Origin of the sequence: Mangrovihabitans endophyticus (genome assembly GCF_014646155.1) — a bacterium.
GTDB lineage: Bacteria > Actinomycetota > Actinomycetes > Mycobacteriales > Micromonosporaceae > Actinoplanes > Actinoplanes endophyticus.
This window is the reverse complement of the sequence record NZ_BMMX01000007.1, coordinates 29,222-50,791: the sequence shown is the minus strand read 5'-3', so window position 1 is coordinate 50,791 and position 21,570 is coordinate 29,222. Positions and strand designations below refer to the sequence as shown.

The 21,570-nt window shown below is 71.8% G+C and carries 15 protein-coding genes; 4 read left to right on the top strand and 11 right to left on the bottom strand.

Features of this window, described 5'->3' with window-relative positions:
- Positions 1-16 precede the first annotated feature (16 nt).
- Entirely contained in the window at positions 17-1,561 is a 1,545-nt protein-coding gene (locus IEY73_RS11270; RefSeq protein ID WP_373292773.1) for a hypothetical protein, read from the bottom strand.
- Positions 1,562-1,621: 60 nt separating this feature from the next.
- Here IEY73_RS11270 and mptB point away from each other — a divergent pair, with 60 nt between their 5' ends.
- Positions 1,622-3,178: a polyprenol phosphomannose-dependent alpha 1,6 mannosyltransferase MptB gene (gene mptB, locus IEY73_RS11265; RefSeq protein ID WP_189079098.1), complete on the top strand. Its 1,557-nt coding sequence runs from the start codon at positions 1,622-1,624 to the stop codon at positions 3,176-3,178.
- A gap of 122 nt (positions 3,179-3,300) precedes the next feature.
- A complete protein-coding gene (locus IEY73_RS11260) occupies positions 3,301-5,421 on the top strand; it encodes an esterase-like activity of phytase family protein (RefSeq protein ID WP_229715755.1) in 2,121 nt (706 codons plus the stop codon).
- A gap of 7 nt (positions 5,422-5,428) precedes the next feature.
- Here IEY73_RS11260 and IEY73_RS11255 read toward each other — a convergent pair whose 3' ends face one another.
- Both IEY73_RS11255 and glnA read right to left on the bottom strand, forming a co-directional pair.
- Complete coding sequence (locus IEY73_RS11255) at positions 5,429-8,575, bottom strand: ATP-binding protein (RefSeq protein WP_229715754.1); 3,147 nt, start codon at positions 8,573-8,575, stop codon at positions 5,429-5,431.
- A 53-nt stretch (positions 8,576-8,628) separates the two neighbouring features.
- On the bottom strand, positions 8,629-10,053 hold the full coding sequence (gene glnA / locus IEY73_RS11250) for a type I glutamate--ammonia ligase (RefSeq protein ID WP_189079096.1): 1,425 nt from the start codon (positions 10,051-10,053) through the stop codon (positions 8,629-8,631).
- 176 nt (positions 10,054-10,229) lie between these two features.
- Between glnA and IEY73_RS11245 the strand changes: the two genes are divergently transcribed.
- Entirely contained in the window at positions 10,230-10,634 is a 405-nt protein-coding gene (locus IEY73_RS11245; protein ID WP_189079095.1) for an RDD family protein, read from the top strand.
- A 59-nt stretch (positions 10,635-10,693) separates the two neighbouring features.
- Here the strand turns inward: IEY73_RS11245 and IEY73_RS11240 are convergent, their stop codons facing one another.
- The 7 genes from IEY73_RS11240 to lpdA form a co-directional block, all read right to left on the bottom strand.
- Positions 10,694-11,386, bottom strand: a complete 693-nt coding sequence (locus tag IEY73_RS11240; RefSeq protein ID WP_189079094.1) for a DUF4191 domain-containing protein — start codon at positions 11,384-11,386, stop codon at positions 10,694-10,696.
- A gap of 30 nt (positions 11,387-11,416) precedes the next feature.
- Complete coding sequence (gene lipA / locus IEY73_RS11235; RefSeq protein WP_189079218.1) at positions 11,417-12,313, bottom strand: lipoyl synthase; 897 nt, start codon at positions 12,311-12,313, stop codon at positions 11,417-11,419.
- A 172-nt stretch (positions 12,314-12,485) separates the two neighbouring features.
- On the bottom strand, positions 12,486-13,118 hold the full coding sequence (gene lipB, locus IEY73_RS11230; protein ID WP_189079093.1) for a lipoyl(octanoyl) transferase LipB: 633 nt from the start codon (positions 13,116-13,118) through the stop codon (positions 12,486-12,488).
- Positions 13,119-13,160: 42 nt separating this feature from the next.
- The gene (locus IEY73_RS11225) at positions 13,161-15,011 is read right to left on the bottom strand and encodes a DUF6311 domain-containing protein (protein WP_189079092.1); all 1,851 of its coding nucleotides are present in this window, start codon (positions 15,009-15,011) and stop codon (positions 13,161-13,163) included.
- A gap of 53 nt (positions 15,012-15,064) precedes the next feature.
- A complete protein-coding gene (locus IEY73_RS11220; RefSeq protein ID WP_189079091.1) occupies positions 15,065-15,982 on the bottom strand; it encodes a TIGR01777 family oxidoreductase in 918 nt (305 codons plus the stop codon).
- A gap of 133 nt (positions 15,983-16,115) precedes the next feature.
- A complete protein-coding gene (gene sucB / locus IEY73_RS11215) occupies positions 16,116-17,960 on the bottom strand; it encodes a 2-oxoglutarate dehydrogenase, E2 component, dihydrolipoamide succinyltransferase (RefSeq protein ID WP_189079090.1) in 1,845 nt (614 codons plus the stop codon).
- Between the two features lie 43 nt (positions 17,961-18,003).
- Positions 18,004-19,386, bottom strand: coding sequence for a dihydrolipoyl dehydrogenase (gene lpdA / locus IEY73_RS11210; RefSeq protein ID WP_189079089.1), 1,383 nt, complete (start codon positions 19,384-19,386; stop codon positions 18,004-18,006).
- Between the two features lie 163 nt (positions 19,387-19,549).
- Between lpdA and IEY73_RS11205 the strand changes: the two genes are divergently transcribed.
- The gene (locus tag IEY73_RS11205; RefSeq protein WP_189079088.1) at positions 19,550-19,885 is read left to right on the top strand and encodes a hypothetical protein; all 336 of its coding nucleotides are present in this window, start codon (positions 19,550-19,552) and stop codon (positions 19,883-19,885) included.
- Between the two features lies 1 nt (position 19,886).
- On the opposite strand, the gene IEY73_RS11200 is transcribed toward IEY73_RS11205, so the two are convergent.
- Entirely contained in the window at positions 19,887-21,431 is a 1,545-nt protein-coding gene (locus tag IEY73_RS11200) for a leucyl aminopeptidase (protein ID WP_189079087.1), read from the bottom strand.
- Positions 21,432-21,570 lie beyond the last annotated feature (139 nt).

The window sequence follows — 21,570 nt, the reverse complement described above, 5'->3', positions numbered from 1 at the left end:
CGGGCCGGCCGACGCGTCAGCCGACGGCGACCGCGCTCGACAGGGTGTAACGACCGGGCGCCGGCACCCGCAGCAGCGTCCATCGGCCGCTCTGTTCCACCAGGGCGCCGCCGTCGGCCCGCAGCCACGGGTAATACCGGACCCGGACGACGATGTCCGCCGCGTCCGGGGCGTTCAGGGTGAGTGACGCCGCGTCCTGGGCGACCAGGGACGCCGGTGGCGCCACGATCGGCTGCACGTCGCGCACCGAGTAGAGCCGCCAATGCGCGCCGGACCAGATCTCGGTGAGATAGGGCAGACCGGACCCGACCAGCGCCGCCTCGTCCCGGCCCACCCAGGACAGTTCCGTGTCCGGCACCGCCACGTACTGCACGGACTTCTCGGCCAGCCAGGCGCGGTAGGTGGCCGGGGTGAGCGCCGCGCCGGTCCCGGACGCGCCCGGCACTTCGGCGAAGAACAACGGGTTGCGGTCGATGTCGGCCTGGCGCAGCCAGCCACGGGCGAGCGGAACGTCGCCCATCCGTGCCGACTCCCAATAGTCGCGGGTGGGCGGGATCTCCAACCGGCCGCTCATCGGCAGCGCGGCCAGCCGCTCGCGCAGCGGCGCGAAGTACGCCGGGTCGGCCGTCGGGTTTCCGATGTCGCGCACGTCGCCCACCACCACCGGCGGCTGCCACCAGACGGCCGCGGCCAGCAGCGGGACCAGCGCCCACCACGGCATCCGGGACAGCCGGGGCAGCACCGCGTACCCGGCGAGCACCGGAAGCGCGAACATCACCGCGAGCCGGGTGGCGTTCAGCCCCACCGGGGTGTGCACCAGCGCGGCCAGCAGCACCCCGGCCGCGGACAGCAGCCCGCCGACGCGCACCGGCCAGCGCGGCACCAGCACCGCCACCGCCAGGCTGGTGCCGATCGCGCGGACCGCGTCGGTGCGGCTGATGTTCATCCAGCCGCCGTCGCCGAACAGGCCCGCGACCATCGCCAGCGCGATCGCGGCGGGGACCGCGACCAGCAGGCCGGCGCCGTACCGGCGAGAGACCAGCAGGGCGACCCCGGCCAGGCCCAGGAACAGCCCGGCCACCGGACTGGTCGCGGAGGCGATCAGCGCCAGCACGGCGGACGCCCAGCGCCATGCCGGATGCGTCAGGGTGAGCAGCGCCAGCAGGCCGAACAGCACCGCCAGCCCGTACGTGACGCGGCCGGAGACGAGGTTGCCGGCCAGGCAGACGGTGAGCAACGCACCGGCCAGTTCCGGGCGGGCCGCTCCGGTGCGGCGCAGCAGGATGGTGCCGGCCACCGCCGCCAGGAACAGGGCGAGCGCGCCGGTGACCGGGGCGGTGAGGACCGCCATCACCGGCTGTGACACCAGGCTGTAGCCGAGCTGGTCGACGCCGCCGTACCAGCGCAGATCGATCGGGGTGTAGCCGTGCGCCGCGAAGAATGTCGCCCGGGCCACCTGCGCGGACAGGTCCGACCCCATGCGGGGGAGCAGGAGATAGGCGACGGCGAGCACCCCGGCCAGCACACCGGACGTCGTTTCGGCGCGCCACCTCGTCCACATGGACGCCGACCCTACCGGGAGTGACCGGCGGGCCCGGCGAGCCCCGGTAGGGTGGCCGCCATGCCGTTGCCGAGCCGCGCCCGACACGACACACCGGAGGATGCTGCGGCCGACGTGGCTCCGGCGCGGCGGTTCGCGCCGGCGCTGGTGCGGTTCGGCGGCCTGGCCGGCAGCCTGCTTCTCGCCGCGGTGGCCTGGCAGCACGGTGCGCGGTCGCCGTGGGAATCGACGATGACCGCGGCGTCCGTGTTCGCCGGCCGCGAAGGGGTGATCGCGCCCCTCGGGTGGCTGGTCGGTATCGGGCTGCTGATCACGGCCTGGGTGGCCGGGCTGCGGGTGGTGCCGTCGGCACGGTGGGCGTGGGTGACCGCGGCGCTGTGGGCGTTGCCGCTGCTGGCGTTGCCACCATTGGGCAGCTACGACGTGCACTCCTACGCCTGCCAGGGGTACGCCCTGTCGGCCGGACTGGATCCGTACGGCGCGGGGCCGCAGCAGGTGGGCTGTCCGTGGCTGGACGCGGTGGCGCCGACGTGGCGGGACTCGCCCGCGCCGTACGGACCGGTGTTTCTGGTGGTGGCTGCTGCGGCGGCGAAGCTCGGCGGTTCGCTGACCGGGGCGATCGCGATCCTGCGGGGTGTCGCGGTGGCCGGCGTGGTGTTGACCGGGGTGTGCTTGCCGGTGCTTGCCCGCCGGTGCGGCGTGCCAACGGCCCGGGCGGCCTGGCTGGCGCTGGCATGCCCGCTGGTGGCGGTGCACCTGATCTCCGGCGCGCACAACGACGCGTTGATGGTCGGGCTGGCCGTGGCCGGGCTGGCCGTGGCGGTGCGCATCGGTGAGCAGAGCAGAGCGCCGACGGCCATGCCGGTCGCGGCCGGCGTTCTCCTCGGGCTCGCCGCCGGGATCAAGATCACCGCCGTGGTGGTGCTCCCGTTCGCGGTGCTCGTCGCGGTGCCCCCTCGCGCGAGGCCGGACGCCGATCGGGCCGACGTCGGTGCCGATGACGACGCCGATATCGGCGTGCTCGGCCGGCTCGCCGCGCTGGTGCGGCCCGCCGTCGCCATGGTCGGCGGCGCCGTGGCGGCGCTCGCCGCCGTGTCGTTCGCGTCCGGGCTCGGCCTGGGGTGGCTCGCCAACCTCGCCGGTTCCGGCGCCTCGGTGCAGTGGACCTCGCTGCCGACCGCCGTCGGCATGACCGCCGACCTGGTCGGCCGCGCGTTCGGGGTGTCCGGCGACACGGTGCCGGTCGCCCGCGGCTGCGGCCTGGTCACCCTCGCCATGGTGCTTGTCGCGTTCTGGTGGCGGACCCTGCGCACCGGGCCGGATCCCCGGCGCGCGGTGTACGGTGCCGGCCTGGCCCTGGCCGCGACCGTCGTCTTCGGGCCGGTCTTCCACCCGTGGTACGCGACGTGGCCGTTGGCCGTGCTGGCGGCCTCGATGCACCGGGGCACCCGATGGCTGGTCGTGCCCTGCGCGGTGGCTTCCGCCCTGTGCCTTCCGGACGGTTACAACCTGGCCCTGGCCACCAAGGCGCAGGGCGCGCTCGCCATGACCGCGGGAGTGTTGGTGCTCGCCGTCTGGGCGCACCGGCGAGACCGCGGCCCGGCGCGTCCCGGTTGACCCGGGTCTGCGCTGCCGCTCCGGACGCGATAACCGTCCGTTCGCCCGCCGTCCATGAACCGGACAGAGACGGCACGTAGGCAGAGCACATGCCGACAGCAACATCATCACGCCGATTCCGCATGGCGGTCGCGCTGGCCGGGACGGGAGCGGTCCTCGCCGCGTCCGGACTGCCCGCCGCCGCGTCCGCCCGTCCGCGCCACCCCCACGGCGTCACGTTCCAGCGGCTGGCCACCTTTCCCGCGTACCGGAACACGTCGATCGACGACACGGCCTCGGCGGAGATCTCCACCGTCACCGAGGACGGCCGCACGGTGGTCTACACCGACAGCCCGGGCGAACGGCTCGGCTTCGTCGACATCCGCGACCCCGGCCGGCCGCGACCCGCGGGCACGCTGGCCCTGGGTGGCGAGCCGACGTCGGTGGCCCATCTGGGCGGGCTGCTGCTGGCCGCGGTGAACACCAGCGAGAGTTACACCAACCCGTCCGGCGAACTCGTCGTGGTCGACGCACGTACGCGTACCGTCCGCGCCCGCATCGACCTCGGCGGACAGCCGGACTCGGTGGCCGTGGCGCCCAGCGGCCGTTACGTCGCGGTCGCCGTGGAGAACGAACGCGACGAGGACGTCAACGGCGGAGCGCTGCCGCAATTGCCGCCCGGCTGGCTCTCGGTGATCGACACGCGGACGTGGACCGTGCACCGCGTCGATCTGACCGGCCTGGCCGAGGTTGGCCCCGGCGATCCGGAGCCCGAGTACGTCAGCATCAACTCCCGCGACGAGGCCGTGGTCAGCCTGCAGGAGAACAACCACCTGGCAGTGGTGGATCTGCGCAGCCGCCGAGTGCGGGCACACTTCAGCGCCGGCACCGTGACGGTGTCCGGTGTGGACACCCGGGACGACGACCGGATCACGCTGGACGGCACGATCACCGCCAAGCGGGAACCGGACGGCGTGGCCTGGTTGTCCGACGACCTGTTCGCGACCGCGAATGAGGGCGACTATGAGGGCGGTACGCGCGGATGGTCCATCTTCGACCGCCGGGGCCGGGTGGTCTGGGACGCGGGTAACACCCTCGAACATCTGGCCGTCGAGCACGGGCTGTACCCGGACAAGCGCTCGGACGCCAAGGGCATCGAGCCGGAGAACGTGGCGTTCGGCCGGTTCGGCGGCGTTCCGTACGTCTTCGTCAACTCCGAGCGCGGAAACTTCACCGCCGTGTACGACGTGAGTCGCCCCTGGGCGCCGGTGTTCCGCCAGATGCTGCCGACCACCAACGGGCCGGAGGGCGTGGTCGCCGTCCCGTCTCGTGGGCTGTTCGTGGTGTCCAGCGAGGAGGACGATCCGGACAACGGCATCCGGGGCACGGTTCAGGTGTACGGCATCGGCCGGGGCGCGTTCCCGTCCATCGTCTCCCGGAACGAGATCCCCTGGGGGGCGCTGTCGGCCCTCAGCCCGGTGCCCGGCCGCCCGTGGCAGGTGCAGACGGTCACCGACGCGGTCTACTCGCCGACCCGGATCCTGACCGTCGACACCCGCACCCGGCCCGCCGCGATCACCGACGAGCTCACCGTGACCAAGGACGGCGTACCGGTCGGGTACGACGCGGAAGGTCTCGTCGCCCGCCGCGGCGGCGGCTGGTGGCTCGCCGTCGAGGGCGCCAAGACGACGCCGAACCTGTTGGTGCGCCTGGACCGGGGCGGGGCCGTGCGGCAGGAGGTCCCGCTGCCGGCCGACGTGGCCGCCGCGGTCACCACCAACGGCCTGGAAGGGGTGGCGGAATCCGGCGGCGCGCTCTGGGTGGCCGTGCAGCGCGAGCTGACCACCGACCCGGCGGGCATCACCCGGATCGGCCGGTACGACCTGCGCACCGGCGGCTGGTCGTGGCTCGGCTACCCGTTGGAGAAGGCGGACACCGGCTGGGTGGGGCTGAGCGAGCTGGTGGCCGTGGACCGCAACACGTTCGCGGTGATCGAACGCGACAACCAGCGCGGACCGGCGGCGTCCATCAAGCGGATCTACGCGTTCGATGTGCCGGCGCACTGGACCGGCATGCCGACCGTGCACAAGCGGCTCGTCAAGGACCTGCTGCCGGCGCTGTCCGCGGACCACGGCTGGGTGCAGGACAAGGTCGAGGGACTCGCGGTCGCCGGCGACGGCCGGACCTACGCGGTGACCGACAACGACGGCCTGGACGACGCCACCGGCGAAACGGTGTTCCTGCGGCTGGGCCGCCTGCTCTGAGGCCGGTTCACCCGGCCGGCGCGTCCGGGCCGGACAGCCCGGCCGCCTCGATCATGGCCGCCTCGATCATGGCCGCCATGGTCACCGTCGAACCATCGGCGTACGCCTGTGCGTAGCCCGCGTCGCCCAGTGCGGCGCGGGCCTGCGTGGTGATCCGGGCGGTGTCCGGCAGCGCCAGGTCGACCGAACCGCGCACCCCGTCGGCGGCGCCGATCAGCCGCGCGGCGCGCGCCGGATCGCCCTCCCGCATCGCCAGGTCGGCCACGCCGACCAGGCACTGCGCCACCACGGGGCGGTCCTTCGACTCCCGGGACAGGCGGAGCGCATCGGCGTGCAGGCACCGCGCGGCGGCCAGCTCGCCCGAGGCGGCCTCCACCATCCCGCGTACCGACCGGGCCAGGGCTACCGCCTGCGGCGCGAACGACGGTTCCCGCATCAGGCGGGCCGCCTTGTCCAGCTTCTCCCGTGCCGCCGCCAGGTCGCCGTCCATGCGGTCGAAGGTGATCTGACTGAACACCACGCAGGCCAGCACCTCGGGCAGGCCCACCGCCTCCGCCGAGGCCTCCGCCTGTTTGAGCACGCGGCGCGCCTCATCCTCCTCGCCGGCCAGCAACAACTGGTGCGCCAGCTTCGCCTCCAACTGCGGGATGTCCTCGCGGATGCCGACCTCGCGCACCATCGCGATGGCCTCCCGCTGGGTGCGCACGGCCGCGGTGAAGTCGCCACGGCTGGCGGCCATGTCACCCAGCATGCTCAGGGTGAACGCGATGCCCCAGCGGTCGCCGAGCGCGCGAAACGCCTCCGAGGACGCGCGCAGGGACCGCTCCGCGGTGTCGGCGCGGTGTCCGAAGTTGATCCGCAACACACCGTCGATCATCAGGGCGGCGGCGCGCAGCCACGGGTCGGAGTCCTCGATCAGGCCGCCGACCTGGCGGAAGCACTCCGCCTCGTCGTCCACGGCGAACATCGCATTCAACGGCCGCACGAGCCGCAGCAGCAGGTGCGAATCCGGGATGGTCGTGTCGAGCTCCTGGGCGGCGCGGAAATGCGCGTGCACGACGTCCATGTCGAGGGCGCCCTCCAGGCCGTTCATCGCGCAGAGCGCGTGGGCCAGCGCGCGGTCGCGGCGGTCCGCCGCACCGGGCAGGGCGAGCACCTCGATGCCGAGCTGCGCACCCTCGGCGCGGTGTCCGCGCAGCCACCAATACCAGCCGAGCCGCGCGACCATCGCACAGCCGGTGGCGGCGTCTCCGGCGTCGATCGCGGCGCGGATCGTGGCGAGCATGTTGTCGTGCTCGGCGTCCAGCCGGCGGAGCCACTCCAACTGATCCGCGCGGCGCAGCTCCGGCTCGGCGCGGGCGGCGAGGTCCAGCAGGTACGCCGCCACCGCCCGGCGCGTCGACTCGGGCTCGCCCGACTCTGCCAGCCGTGCCCACCCGTACTCGCGGATCGTTTCCAGCATCCGGTAGCGGCCGCCCGGACCGAGCACCAGCAGAGACCTGTCGACCAGCGACCCGAGCAGATCCGGATCCGCCCCGAACATCCGCTCGGCGCCGGTGACATCGGCGCCGCCGGGAAGCACCGCCAGGCACTGCCAGAGCCGGCGTTCCGGTTCGTCCAGCAGATCCCAGCTCCAGTCCACCACCGCCCGCAGCGTCTGGTGCCGGGGCAGCGCGGTGCGGCTCCCCCCGGTCAGCAGCCGGAACCGGTCGTCCAGGCGGCCCGCCAGCACCTCGACGGGCAGCGTTCGCAGCCGGGCGGCGGCCAGCTCGATGGCCAACGGCATGCCGTCCAGCGCACGGCAGACGTGGACGGCGGGTGCGGTGGTGGCCTCGTCCAGGCCGAACCCGGCGGCGCGGTCCAGCAGTAGCCGCACCGCGGGGTAGCTCATCGCCGTGGTCGTGTCGGCGTCGGGCGGCGGCAACGCCAGCGGCTCCACCGGCCACAACCGCTCGCCGGGGATGCCCAGCGGTTCCCGGCTGGTGGCCAGCAGGCGCAGCCCGGGGGACGCACGCACCATCGTCTCGGCCACCCGCGCCGCGGCGCCGATCAGATGCTCGCAATTGTCCAGGATGACCAGCATGGCCTTGCTGCTCACGGCGGCGGCGAGGCGGGCGAGCGGGGACACCGAGTCACCCGCGTGCGCCACCAGCATCCGGCTGCGCAGCCCGAGCGCGCCGAGCACGGCCTGCGGCACCTCGGCCGGATCGGTCACCGGGGCGAGCTCCACCCGCCACACGCCGTCCGGCGCGTGCATCGCGAACTGCCGTCCGGTCTCCAGCGACAGCCGAGTCTTGCCGCTGCCGCCCGGACCGGTCAACGTGACCAGGCGGTGCTCGGCCAGCAGATCCCCGACGCGGCGCAGGTCCGCGTCCCGGCCCACGAAGCTGCTCACCTCGGCCGGCAGGTTGCCGTGCCGGGAGCGATCCTCGCGCAGGATGCCGAGATGCAACTCGGTCAGTTCGGGGGAGGGGTCGGTGCCGAGCGTCTCGGCCAGCCGGCGGCGCATCCGGTCGAACACGTCCAGCGCGCGCCCGGGGCTGCCGGTCGCGACAAACGCCTGCATCAGCAGCCCGGCCAGCGGCTCGTCCGCCGGATGCGTGGCGGCCAGCCGTTCCGCTTCGGCGACCACGTCCTCGCCGGCGCTCAACCGGGCCGCGAGATGCTCCCGCGTCGCGGTCCGGCGCAGTTGCTCCAGCCGTACGGCGTCAGCCTGCGCGGCCTCGGGAAACGTCAGCTCGCCCCGCCAGAGCCGGAGCGCCTCCGCCGCGTCGCCGTCGCCGACCAGGCGCGCGAATCGGGCGGCGTCCACCCGGTCCGCGTCGATGCTGAGGCAATATCCGCCCGGCCCGGCGGTGACCACCAGACCGGTGCGGCGCAGCCGGGACACGAGCGCCTGCAACGCGTTGCCGGCCGCCGCGGGCGGGTCGTCGGCCCACACGCCGTCGATCAGGCGTCCGGGCGTGACGGTCCGGTTGGCCTGCAGGGCGAGCAGCACGAGCAGGGTGCGCAGCCGCGCGCCGGTGACCGGCACCGGTTCACCGGTGCCGGTGCGCAGCTCCACCGGGCCGAGCAGCCGGATCTCCACCACTCGATTGTGCCCTGCCCGGCCCAGCATCTCCGCCCGCCCGTGGGCACACGAAACGGCGGCCATGCCAGCAGGGTGTGCTGACATGGCCGCCGCTTGGCGAAGGTGCCGCCCGAGGATCAGACGTTGTAGTACATCTCGAACTCGTGCGGGGTCGGGCGCAGGCGGACCGGGTCGATCTCGTTGGCCCGCTTCCAGTCGATCCACGTCGAGATCAGGTCGTCGGTGAACACGCCACCGGCGGTCAGGAACTCGTGGTCGGCCTCCAGCGACGCCAGCACCGCGTCCAGCGAGCCCGGCACCTGCTTGACCGAGCCCCACTCCTCCGGCGGCAGGTCGTAGAGATCCTTGTCGATCGGGGACGGCGGCTCGATCTTGTTCTTGATGCCGTCCAAGCCGGCCATCATCATGGCGGAGAAGGCGAGGTACGGGTTGCTCGACGGGTCCGGCACGCGGAACTCGACGCGCTTGGCCTTCGGGTTGCTGCCGGTCACCGGGATGCGGGTGCAGGCGGAGCGGTTGCGCTGCGAGTAGACCAGGTTGACCGGGGCCTCGAAGCCGGGCACCAGGCGCCGGTACGAGTTGACGGTCGGGTTGGTGAAGGCGAGCAGCGACGGCGCGTGGTGCAGCAGGCCGCCGATGTACCAGCGCGCGGTGTCCGAGAGCCCGGCGTATCCGGTCTCGTCGTAGAACAGCGGTTCGCCGTTCAGCCACAGGCTCTGGTGGGTGTGCATGCCGGAGCCGTTGTCGCCGAACAGCGGCTTGGGCATGAACGTCGCGGTCTTGCCGTTCTCCCAGGCGGTGTTCTTGATGATGTACTTGAACATCTGCATCTGGTCGCCGGCGTGCAGCAGGGTGGAGAACTTGTAGTTGATCTCAGCCTGGCCCGCGGTGCCGACCTCGTGGTGGGCGCGCTCGATGGTGAAACCGGCGTCCATCAGCCGGCGCACCATGGAGTCGCGCAGGTCGGAGTAGTGGTCCAGCGGAGCCACCGGGAAGTAGCCGCCCTTGTACGCGGTCTTGTAGCCGCGGTTGCCGCCCTCTTCCTCCTTGCCGGAGTTCCAGGCGCCCTCGATCGAGTCGATGTAGTAGAACGAGCTGTTCGCCGAGGTCTGGTGGCGGATCGAGTCGAAGATGTAGAACTCGGCCTCGGCGCCGAAGTAGGCCGTGTCGGCGATGCCGCTGGAGGCCAGGTAGGTCTCCGCCTTCTTGGCCACGTTCCGCGGGTCACGCGAGTAGGCCTCGCGGGTGAACGGGTCGTGGATGAAGAAGTTCAGCGCCAGCGTCTTCTGGATCCGGAACGGATCGATGAACGCGGTGGCGACGTCCGGCAGCAGGAGCATGTCCGACTCGTGGATGGCCTGGAACCCGCGGATCGAGGACCCGTCGAAGGCGAGGCCGTCAGTCATGATGCTGTCGTCGAACGACTCCACCGGGGTGGTGAAGTGCTGCATCACGCCGGGGAGGTCACAGAACCGTACGTCGACGAACCTGACGTCCTCGTCCTTGAGGTATCGCAGCAGTTCCTCAGAATTGGCGAACACACGTCCTCCTGGCACAGTATTTTCGAACCGGGCGGCGGAGCCGCCGCAGGGCTAGGCTGGACGCGACGCTATGGGCACGGAATTGCCCACCTGTATCCCTATTGTTTCCGTCGTGTTACGGACCCTGTGAGGCGCTCCGACTTCCGCCAGACCCTATCGCGCTAGGGTCCTCAAGCGTGGCAGCATCCCAGAACGACGTCCCGCCCACGCCGGTCGACGCAGGCCCGGCGGGCTTCGGACCCCGCTTCGCCGCCCTGATGATCGATTGGGCGTTCTGCCTGCTGGCGTCCAGCCTCTACGCGGATCCGTTCACCGTGGCATGGCCGGCGGTGGCCCTGCTGATCGCGCTGAACGCGGTCTGCATCGGCTTCTTCGGCCGCACGCTTGGCATGACCCTAGCTCGCCTGCGCTGTGTGTCGTACGTGGACGGTGCGGCGATCGGGCTGCTGCGGGCGACCGTGCGGGCGGCGCTGCTGGCGTTGCTGGTGCCGGCGCTGATCCTCGACGGGCAGGGGCGTGGCCTGCACGACCGCGCCGCCGGATCGATCGTGCTGGCCCTGCCGAAACCGCCACGCGGCTGAGCTGCTGAGCTGCCGCGGCTGTCGAGCTGCCGCGCCGTTGAGCTGCCGCGCCGTTGAGCTCAGCGGGGGCGCTGCTGCCGGAACTGGCCCTTGGACGGGCGCATGTTCTTCGGGACCGCACCCTTGGGCATCTGTGGCCGCGCCATCAGCGCGCCGAGCCGCTTGTCGAGCGCATTGACGTCCTTGCCGGTGAGATTGCGGGGGAGGCGCATCACCGTGGTGCGCAGTTTCCGGATGGACAGTTCGCCCTCGCCCTGCCCGATGATGTAGTCGTACATCGGCGCGTTGCCGATGACCTTGGACAGGCGCCGCTTCTCCTGGCCGAGCAGGCCCTTCACGCGCTGCGGCACGCCCTCACCGAGCAGAATGACACCGGGTCGGCCGACCACCACGTGCACCATGTCGAACTGGGTGGTGGAGCAGGCCGCGGGGCGGACCCGCCAGTCGCCGCGCAGGTTCTCCACGATCGACGCGGCCGCGCCGGGCTGGCCCTCGGCGGCGTTCATCATCGCCGCGTTGGACCGCAGGTTCAGCACGATCAGCACGGCCAGCAGGGCGACCATGACGCCGATCGGGATGTAGACCCACCCGAAACCCAGGATCACGAGCAGTACGCTCACCGCGAGTGGGATGAGCACCGCACCGATGACCAGCGGTACGAACCACTTGTCCTGTCGAGCGGTGAACGTGAACACCTGCCCGATCTGCTTCAGGCGCTCGACGAACGACACCTTCTCCTGGGGTTTTGCCATGACTCGAAAGTGTAGTGGTGTGCCCGGCCGTCAGCCGCGGGCGGCCAGGGCCTGCTGATAGAGGCGGCCCGCGCGGTACGACGAACGCACCAGCGGCCCGCTCATCACGCCCGCGAAGCCGATCCGCTCGGCCTCCTCGCGCAGCTCGACGAACTCCTCGGGCTGCACCCACCGCTCCACCGGATGATGCCGCGGCGTGGGGCGCAGGTATTGCGTGATGGTGATCAGCTCGCAGCCGGCGCCGTGCAGGTCACGCAGGGCCTGGGAGACCTCGTCACGGTGCTCGCCCATGCCCAGGATCAGGTTGCTCTTGGTGACCAGCCCGACGGCGCGTGCCCGGGTGATCACGTCGAGGGAGCGTTCGTATCGGAAGCCGGGACGGATCCGCTTGAAGATGCGCGGCACCGTCTCCACGTTGTGCGCCAGCACCTCGGGGGCCGCGCCGAACACCTCGGCGAGCTGGTCCGGATCGGCGTTGAAGTCGGGGATCAGCAGTTCCACGCCGCAGCCCGGCTGCAGCTTGTGAATCTGCCGCACGGTCTCGGCGTACAGCCAGGCGCCGCCGTCGGGCAGATCGTCGCGGGCCACGCCGGTGACGGTCGCGTAGCGCAAGCCCATGGTGGCCACGGACTCGCCGACGCGACGCGGCTCGTCGGCGTCGAACTCGGCGGGCTTGCCGGTGTCGATCTGGCAGAAGTCACAACGCCGCGTGCACTGATCGCCGCCGATGAGGAAGGTCGCCTCGCGGTCTTCCCAGCATTCGTAGATGTTGGGACATCCGGCTTCCTGACAGACCGTGTGCAGGCCCTCTTTTTGGACAAGACCCCGCAACTGGGAGTATTCCGGACCCATCCGGGCCTTGACCTTGATCCACGGAGGCTTCCGCTCGATGGGAGTTTCGGCGTTGCGCGCTTCGATGCGCAGCATGCGGCGGCCCTCGGGAGCAACAGTCACGCCCCCGAGGTTACGCCGGATCGGCGCGGCACTGGCCCGGAGGCGACGAGGCTCACGTGGCGACTGGTGTGACTGCCCTCACCCGACGCGTAAAAACCCGTTTGCCGAATCGAATCCTGCCGTTAACCGTCCGAGCCGGGAGCGGTCACGGGAACAGCGTGGGCAGGTGACGCTCGACGACCGGCAGCACGTCGGCCACGGTGACCGGCCGCCCCCGCTCGGCGGTCAGCGAGGTGACCCCGGCGTCGCGGATGCCGCACGGCACGAAGCGGTCGTAGTTGGCCAGGTCGCAGTCGGCGTTGAGGGCGAAACCGTGCTGGGTCACGCCGCGCGAGACCCGGATGCCGATGGCGGCGATCTTGCGGTCCGGTCCGCGCTCGTCGGCGGTGACCCAGGCGCCGCTGCGCCCGTCCACGCGCGCGGCGGTGACCCCGAACTCCGCGCACACATCGATCAGCAGTTGCTCGGTGCGCCGCACGTACGCCACCACGTCGATCGGGTCGGGCAGCTTGAGGATCGGGTAGCCGACGAGCTGGCCGGGGCCATGCCAGGTGATCTTGCCACCGCGGTCGACGTCGACCACCGGGGTGCCGTCCCACGGGCGGTCGGCGGGCTCGGTGCGTCGCCCGGCGGTCAGCACGCTGGGGTGCTCCAGCAGCAGGATCGTGTCGGCCTGGGCGCCGGACGCCACGGCCTCGTGCAAACGGCGTTGCTCATCCCATGCCTGCCGGTAGTCGACCAGGCCGGGACGCAGCACGGTGAGCGTGGGTGTGGTCACGGTGAAAGCCTAGCCCGCCCCGCTCAGAAGCCGTCGCCCCGCTCAGAAGCCGTCGGTGACCGGGTCCACGCCGGGGCGGATGCGCCAGAGCAACACGTCGTCGACGTGCTCCGGGGGCCCCAGCAGATCGGTCGCGGCGATCTCCGTCGCGCTGCGGAACAGCATCCCGTCGGGCCCGGTGATCTCCGCCGGGAGGAAGACCGCGCGCACGTCCCAGTACGCGAAGTCGGCGCGGGCCTGCGCGCGGTCGTAATCGTCGATGCGGGTGACGAAGCCGTACCGGGCGGCCCGGAAGAACAACCAGTCCGTGTGCCGCCACGGTGCGCCGATCTGACCGGTGCCGTTCTGGCCGCCCGGCCCGAGGAAGTAGCCGTCCGGGATCCGGAACTGCGGACCGCCGCGGGCCAACGTGTACGCCTGCCAGCGCTGCGCGTCAGGAGACGTGTTGATGGCGAACGGCAGCGCGCTCAGCACCCCGCCATCGGGCACGTACCGCTGCCAGTCGCCGGAAGCGATGAACTCCGGTTCGGGCGCCCGCCGCATGGTCTGCAGCGGCATCGGCAGCAGCGGCACCAGGGCCACCACGAACGCGACCGCCCACGTGCTGCTCCGTCGCGTCCGGGTGAGGGCACGCTCCGCCGCCAGCGCCAGCACCACCGCGATCACCCCGGCCACCACCAGCGCGAAGCGCGCGGGCAGCGCGGAGTCGAACAGCGGCAGGTGGGCCAGGGCCGCGTAGGGCAGCGGGATCGGCGTCTCGATCTCCAGGAACTGCAGCCGGGGACCCCACGACAGCACCGTGAAGACGGCGCCCACGACCATCAGCGCGCGCAGCGTGGCGCGGCGCCCCGGCTTGGCCGCGCGCCACAAGCGGCCCAGCGCGACCACCACCAGCACCACGAGCGGCAGCCCGAAGAAGGAGGTCTGTTCCGTGTCGTTCGGCGCCAGGAACGAACTGCCGAGGTGGGCGTGACCGGCCAGCGATCCCGAGGACCAGGCGAACGTGGAGACCACGTCCTCGACGAAGCGCCGTTGGTTGAAGCCGGTGCCGGAGAACGATTGCGGCCCGGCGAAATGCATGTAGAGCGGGTACGCGAGGAGCAAGCCGGCCACCACGGCGGCCACCGCCAGCCCCTTGAGCAGCGGCGCCGCGGCGGCGCGCACCTCGTCTGCGTGCACCCGGGCGCACGCCCAGGTGATCAGGAAGACGGCGCTGGCCAGGGCGGTGAAGAACAGTCCTTCCGCGGCGATCGAGAAGCCGATGGCCAGCAGGAGTCCGAGGACGGCGCCGTTGCGCAGCCAGCGGCCGGGCTCGCGCAGCCGCAGCACCCACCAGAGCACGGCCGGCGCCACCCAGCCCGCGGACCAGTTGAGGTGGCCGTTGGCGTGCGACACGAAGCCCGGCGCGAAACCGGCGAACAACCCACCCACCGCTGCCGCCGCCGGCACCGGCGTGACGTGGCGCAGCAGGAACGCGTACCAGACGACGGCCGCCGCGGCCAGGTTCAGGGTGAGGATCAGCACGAAGCTGATCTGCGGGCCGAGCAGCCAACTGATCGGCGCGAACAGAATGATGTAGACGGTGATCGAGGTGTTCGCGGCGAGGTTCACACCCAGGGGCGCGTTCAGCAACTGGCTGAAGAACGGGTCGCCGCCGGCGCGCAGCAGATGCACGCCGTACCCCAGCAGCCATTCGAAGAAGGCCTGGTCCCCGGCGTTCTGCGTGAGGGCTTGACGGTACGGGTCGGTCCACAACGGCCAGGTGATCCAGACCGCCAGCGCCAGGGCGAGGGCGGTCACGCTCAGGTGCCAGCGCCACTGTGCGAGCCGCGACGGGGCGCCCTCGGGCGTGGCAGGCGGGTCGGCCGATGCGGTGGGGGTGGCGACGGACATCAGCCGGAGGTTAGCAAGCCGCGGCCGCCGCGGCTCCGCGACGCACGCGAGTGTCAACGTGCCGGGCTGCTCACCGGTGCCAGGGCGGAGCGCAACGCCGACTCGATGGTGGGATGCGCCCAGGTGAAGCCCGCCTTGGTCAACGCGCCCGGCATCACCCGTTGGCTGCGCGTGGCCTCGGCCGCGAACTCGCCCAGCGCCACGCGCAGCGCGACCGGGGGGATGGGCATGATCGCCGGACGGTGCAGGAGCCGGGCGAAGGTGTCGGCGAAGGCGGCGTTGGTGACCGGATCGGGCCCGACGACGTTGACCGGCCCGGCGACGTCGTCGCGGTCCAGCAGGAATTCGACGGCGTCCAGCCAGTCCGCCAGGGCGATCCACGACATCCACTGGCGGCCCCGCCCGAACTTGCCGCCGATGCCCAGGCGGAACGGCAGCATCTGCGGCTTGAGCAGGCCGCCGTCGGCGTCCAGTGGCAGGCCGGTGCGGAGCAGCACGACCCGCGCTCCGGCGTCCTCGGCGGGGCGGGCGGCGGCCTCCCAGACCCGGCAGACGTCGGCCAGGAAGGTGGATCCGGCCGGGGCGTCCTCGGTCACCCGGCGGTCATCCGTGCTGCCGTACCAGCCGATTGCGGATCCCTGCAGCAGCGTGCGTGGCCGGTCCTGATCGCTCACCTGCCGCACCGCTCGGGCGATGGTGCCGGTGCTGTCCACCCGGCTGGAGCGGATGAGGCTCTTGTAGCGCGGGGTCCACCGCTGGTCACCGACTCCGGCCCCGGCGAGGTTGATCACCGCGTCGGCGGCGGCCACCACCGCCGGGTCCAGCCGGCCCTCGGCGGGCCGCCAGCTCACCTCGTCGGGCTGCTGAGCGGTCCGGCGCACCAGACGTGTGACGTCGTGACCGTGCGCGCGCAGCCGGGCGGCCAGTGCGGTGCCGAGGAAGCCGGAGGAGCCGGCCATGAGAATCCGCATGCGTTCATCATTGCCCAGAACTGAACCCGTTCAACGCCACTGCGCGCGAGCTGACGCCAAACAGTGACGCCGGTGCGCCGGTGGGGCAGGAGACCCCACGGGCACACCGGCGTCGCGATGCCGCGCGGTCCGGTCAGCCGAGTCCGAGGTCGCCCTCGAACTGGCCGCCCTCCAACCGCTGCTTGACGGTGACCAGGAAGCGGGCCGCGTCCGCGCCGTCGACGATGCGGTGGTCGTAGCTGAGCGCGAAGTAGACCATCGACCGCGGCACCACCAGTTCGCCCAGGTTGGGGTCGTCCACCACCACGGCACGCTTGACCACCGCACCGGTGCCCAAGATCCCGACCTGCGGCTGGTTGATGATCGGGGTGTCGAACAGCGCGCCACGGCTGCCGGTGTTGGTCAGCGTGAACGTGCCGCCGGAGATCTCGTCCGGGCTGATCTTGTTGGCCCGGGTGCGCTCGGCGACGTCGGCGATCCGCTTGGCCAGACCGGCGAGGCTGAGGTCGCCAGCGTCCTTGATCACCGGAACGATGAGGCCCTTCGGGGTGTCCACCGCGATGCCCAGGTGCTCACCGTCGTGGTAGGTGACGGTGCCGGCCTCCTGGTCGATCGAGGAGTTCACCACCGGGTGCTCCTGCAGCGCCTCCACGGTGGCCAGCGCGAAGAACGGCATGAAGCTCAGCTTCACCCCGTGCCGCGACTGGAAGTCGCCCTTCGCGCGGTTGCGCAACTGCGCGACCTTGGTGACGTCGATCTCCACCACGGTCGTGAGCTGCGCGGAGATCTGCAGCGACTCGACCATGCGCCGGGCGATGGTGGCCCGGGTGCGGGTCAGCTTCTCGGTGCGTCCGCGCAGCGGGCTGGGCGTCGGCTTCGGCGCCGCCTGCGCGGCCGGGGAAGCCTGCGCCGCCGGGGCTGCGGGCTTGGCCGCGGCGGCGGCAGCCGCCTTGTCGGCCGCCTCGATGACGTCCTGCTTGCGGATCCGGCCGCCGACGCCGGTGCCGGTCAGCGTGGACAGGTCCACGCCCTTCTCCGCGGCAAGCTTGCGCACCAGCGGGGTCACGTAGCCGGCGTCGCCCGCACCGTTGGACTTGACCTTGTCGGCAGCGGGCGCCGGAGCCGACGGCTCCGCCTTGCGCTCGGTGGCCGCCGGCTCACCGGACTTCTCGGTCTGCGGAGCCGGATCGGCGTACGACTCGCCGGCCTGCGCGGGCGCGGGGGCCGATTCGACCAGCGGCCGCTCCTGCTGCGGCGGCTTCTTCTCCTGCTCCTGCCGCGGCGGGGCGGCCTGCTGCGGCGCGGCCTGCTGCGGGGTTTGCTGCTGCGGCGCGGACGACGGGCTGCCCACGATCGCCAGCTCGGCGCCGACCTCCGCGGTCTCGTCCTCAGGCACCTTGATCTCAAGCACGGTGCCGGCCACCGGTGAGGGGATCTCCGTGTCCACCTTGTCGGTGGAGACCTCCAGCAGCGGCTCGTCCACCTCGACGGTCTCGCCGACCTGCTTCAGCCACCGGGTGACGGTGCCCTCGGTGACGCTCTCGCCGAGCGCCGGCATGGTCACGGCGGTGCCGTCGCCACCGGCCGATTCGGCGGTCTGCGGTTCCGGGGTCTCCTGCTCGGCCGGCTTCTCGGTGGACGGGGTGTTCGGCGCGGCCGGCTCCGGCTCGGCGGCGTCCTGGTCGGCGGGCGCGGACGCCTGCTCGGCGGGGGCCGGGGCAGAGGAACCCGCGTCCTCGCCGTCACCGGCGATGACCGCCAGCTCACTGCCGACGTCGGCGGTCTCGTCCTCGCCGACGACGATGCGGGACAGCACGCCCGCGGCCGGCGACGGGATCTCGGTGTCGACCTTGTCGGTGGAGACCTCAAGCAGCGGCTCGTCGGCCTCGACCCGCTCGCCCTCCTGCTTGAGCCAGCGGGTGACGGTGCCCTCGGTGACGCTCTCACCCAGCCGCGGCATGGTGACCGATACCGGCATCTCTTCGAACTCCTTGTCGGGGACGTGCGTGTTCAGGTCGGGATCAGGAGTGGGCGTGCAGCGGTTTGCCGGCCAGGGCCAGGTGTGCCTCGCCGAGCGCCTCGGACTGGGTGGGATGCGCGTGCACGAGCTGAGCGACCTCCTCCGGGAACGCCTCCCAGTTGTAGATCAGCTGGGCCTCGCTGACCAGCTCACCCATCCGCGCACCCACCATGTGGACGCCGACGACCGGGCCGTCGACGGTGCGGATGAGCTTGACGAAGCCCTGCGTCTTGAGGATCTGGCTCTTGCCATTGCCGCCGAGGTTGTAGTTGTACGTCGTCACCTTGTCCGCGCCGTACTTCTCCTTGGCCTTCTCCTCGGTGAGCCCGACCGAGGCGACCTCGGGGTCGGAGTACGTCACCCGCGGGATGCCGGCCTCGTCGATGACCGCCGGGTTCAGGCCGGCGATCTCCTCGGCCACGAAGATGCCCTGGGCGAAGCCGCGATGCGCTAGCTGCAGACCGGGCACGATGTCACCGACCGCGTAGATGTTGCCGACGCCGGTGTGCAACCGCTCGTTCGTCAGCACGAAGCCACGGTCGAGGCGGACGCCCTGCTGCTCGTACCCGAGATCCTGGGTGGTCGGCCCGCGGCCGACCGCGACCAGCAGAATCTCGGCCTCGACCGTCTCGCCGCCCTGGATGGTCGCCCGCACACCGTTCTCGGTGTGCTCGACCTTCTCGAACGGCTTGCCCACCTTGAAGTTGATCTTACGCTTGCGGAAGGCCCGCTCGACCTGCTTGGAGATGTCGGCGTCCTCGGCGGCGACCAGACGCGGCAGCGCCTCCAGGATGGTCACGTCGGCGCCGAAGGACTTCCACACGCTGGCGAACTCGACGCCGATGACGCCGCCGCCCAGCACGATCGCCGAGCTCGGCACGCGGTCCAGCTTCAGCGCGTGCTCGCTGGTCAGCACCCGCTTGCCGTCCACCTCAAGGCCGGGCAGCGAGCGGGAGTAGGACCCGGTGGCCAGGATGACGTTGCGGCCGGTGTAGCGCTGGCCGTCGACCTCGACGGTGTCCTGGGCGACCAGCTTGCCGGCGCCCTGCACGATGGTGATCTTGTCCTGCTTGAGCAGGCCCTGCAGGCCCTTGTAGAGGCGGCCGACCACGCCGTCCTTGTATGAGTTGACCCCGGCCATGTCGATGCCGACCAGATCGGCCTTGACGCCGAACTGCTCGCTCTCACGGGTCTGGTCGGCCAACTCGGCGGCGTGCAGCAGCGCCTTGGTCGGGATGCACCCGCGATGCAGGCAGGTCCCGCCCAGCTCGGCCTTGTCGATCAGCGCCACCGTGAGACCGAGCTCGGCGGCGCGTAGGGCGGCCGCGTAACCTCCGCTGCCCGCACCGAGGATCACGATGTCGAAGGTGTTCGGCTGGCTCACGTCAACTCCCAGGTCGCGTCGTCACCACGTGGGTCACACTATGGAAACGGTCACAAGTCGTCACGGCCATCTTGTCACTTGCGCCGCCGCTCGATGCAGTCAGGTGCCGACCGGGGTGCGTCGACCAAGTAACCTTGCCGCAGTCGATGGTGAGGAGCGGGTCGTGGCGTGGTTTCGCCGGCGCAAGGAGCCGGGCCGTACCAGTGGACGTCCGGCCGATCGCGCCGATTTGGACTACCTTGCGGAGTTCGTCCGATCTCGCCGCGGCGTGGAAGGTTTCATCGAACCGCGCACCACAGTGACCGAAACCACGTTGCTGCTCGTCGCGCACGACGGAGAGTGGACCCGTCGGCGCATCGAGTCCCCGGACCTCGCCCGGCGCTTCGCCCATCAGTTGGCAATGCCCGTCTACGACGTGCGGCTGATGGGCTATCCGCAGCGGATGCGCGACTACAACGAGCGCCGGCGGCGTCGGCCGGGCGACGGCCGCCCGGCCTGAGTCACCCGTTGGTCGCCACATCGTCGATCAGGGCGAGGAGGGTCCGCACCGGCACGCCTGTCGCGCCCTTGGTCCAGTGCCCGGTCGCCTCGCCGGTGTGGAACGCCGGCCCGGCGATGTCGATGTGCGCCCAGTCGACCCCGTCGGCCACGAACTCGCTCAGGAACACGCCGCCCTGCAGCATGTGCCCGGCCCGGTCCATGCCCGCGTTGGTCTGGCAGATGTCGGCGATCTCCGACTCCATGCCCTTACGCACGTCGTCGGGCAGCGGCATCGGCCAGGTCGGCTCGCCCACCAGGTCACCGGCGGCGCGCACCCGCTCGCAGGTCTGCGGGTCGCCCATCACGCCGGCGACGCGCTTGCCCAGCGAGATCACCTGGCCGCCGGTGAGCGTCGAGGTCTCGAACAGGTAGTCCGTGCCGTCCGCGCACGCGCGGGCGATGCCGTCGGCCAGGACCATGCGGCCCTCGGCGTCGGTGTTGAGGACCTCGACGCGCTTGCCGCTGAACATGGTGATCACGTCGCCGGGACGGTACGCGGTGCCGGACGGCATGTTCTCCGCCATCGCCAGATATCCGATCACCGCGACATCGGGCTTGAGCGCGGCCACCGCCAGCATCGTGGCGCCGACCGCCGCCGCGCCGGCCATGTCGGACTTCATCTCCCACATGCCGGCCGCGGTCTTGATGCTGATGCCGCCGGTGTCGAACGTGATGCCCTTGCCGACCAGCGCCACCCGCTTCGGGTCGGCCACCTGCTGCGGGGTGTAGGACAGCTTGACCAGCCGCGGCTCCGCCTCGGAACCCTGGCCGACGGCGACGATGCCGCCGTAGCCGCCCGCGCGCAGGGCGGCCATGTCGAGCACCTCGATCTCCAGGCCGGAGTCCTTGGCCGCGTCGATCACCGCGTCCGCGAACGCCGGCGGACGCAGGTGGTTCGGCGGGGTGTTGACCCAGTCCCGGGCACGCCGCACCGATCGCGCCACCGCCTCGGCGCGCGTCACCTCGGCGAGCGCGGCCGCATCCGTGGCGTCCGGCACATGCACCTGAATCGCCGCCACCGGCTTCTTCTGCCCCGGGCGCGGCTTGGTCTTGTATCCGGCGAACCGGTACGGGCCGAGCAGCGCACCCTCCAGGGTGGCGCGCAGCACGGCGGGAGCGTCCTCGTCGTCGGGCAACGGCAGCGCGAGAGCCACGGTGCTGCTGCCGGCCAGCGCCCGCACCGCGGCCGCGGTGCCCCGGCGCAGCATCTCGGTGGCCGGCGCGGAGCCGCGGGGCTCGTCGCCCAGGCCCACCGCGACGATCAGCGGAGCGGTGACGGCGCCCAGCGTCGCCAGCTTGGTCACCTCACCCGGGCTGCCGCCGGCGCCCAGCAGGGCCAGCGTCGAGGTGAGCTTGCCGTCGAAGGCTGCCGTGATGCTCTCCGCTCCGGCGGCGGGCAGCAGCGCGCCGGTCTCCTCCGGCTGGCTGTGCAGGCCGATCACGATCGCATCGACGGCCAGTTCGGCGGGGTCGGTGTCCACCAGGCTGACAGTGGGCTGGGTCACTGAAGTGTCTCCGCGGGCGACTGGGGCCGGGCCGCGGCTGGTGGGCGGCGCCGACTCAAGCTTCAGCCGGCGCGGTCGCGCCGGCTGTTCGACGATGTCCCCGCGACTCTAACCATTGTCGGCGGTGAAAGATCGGTGT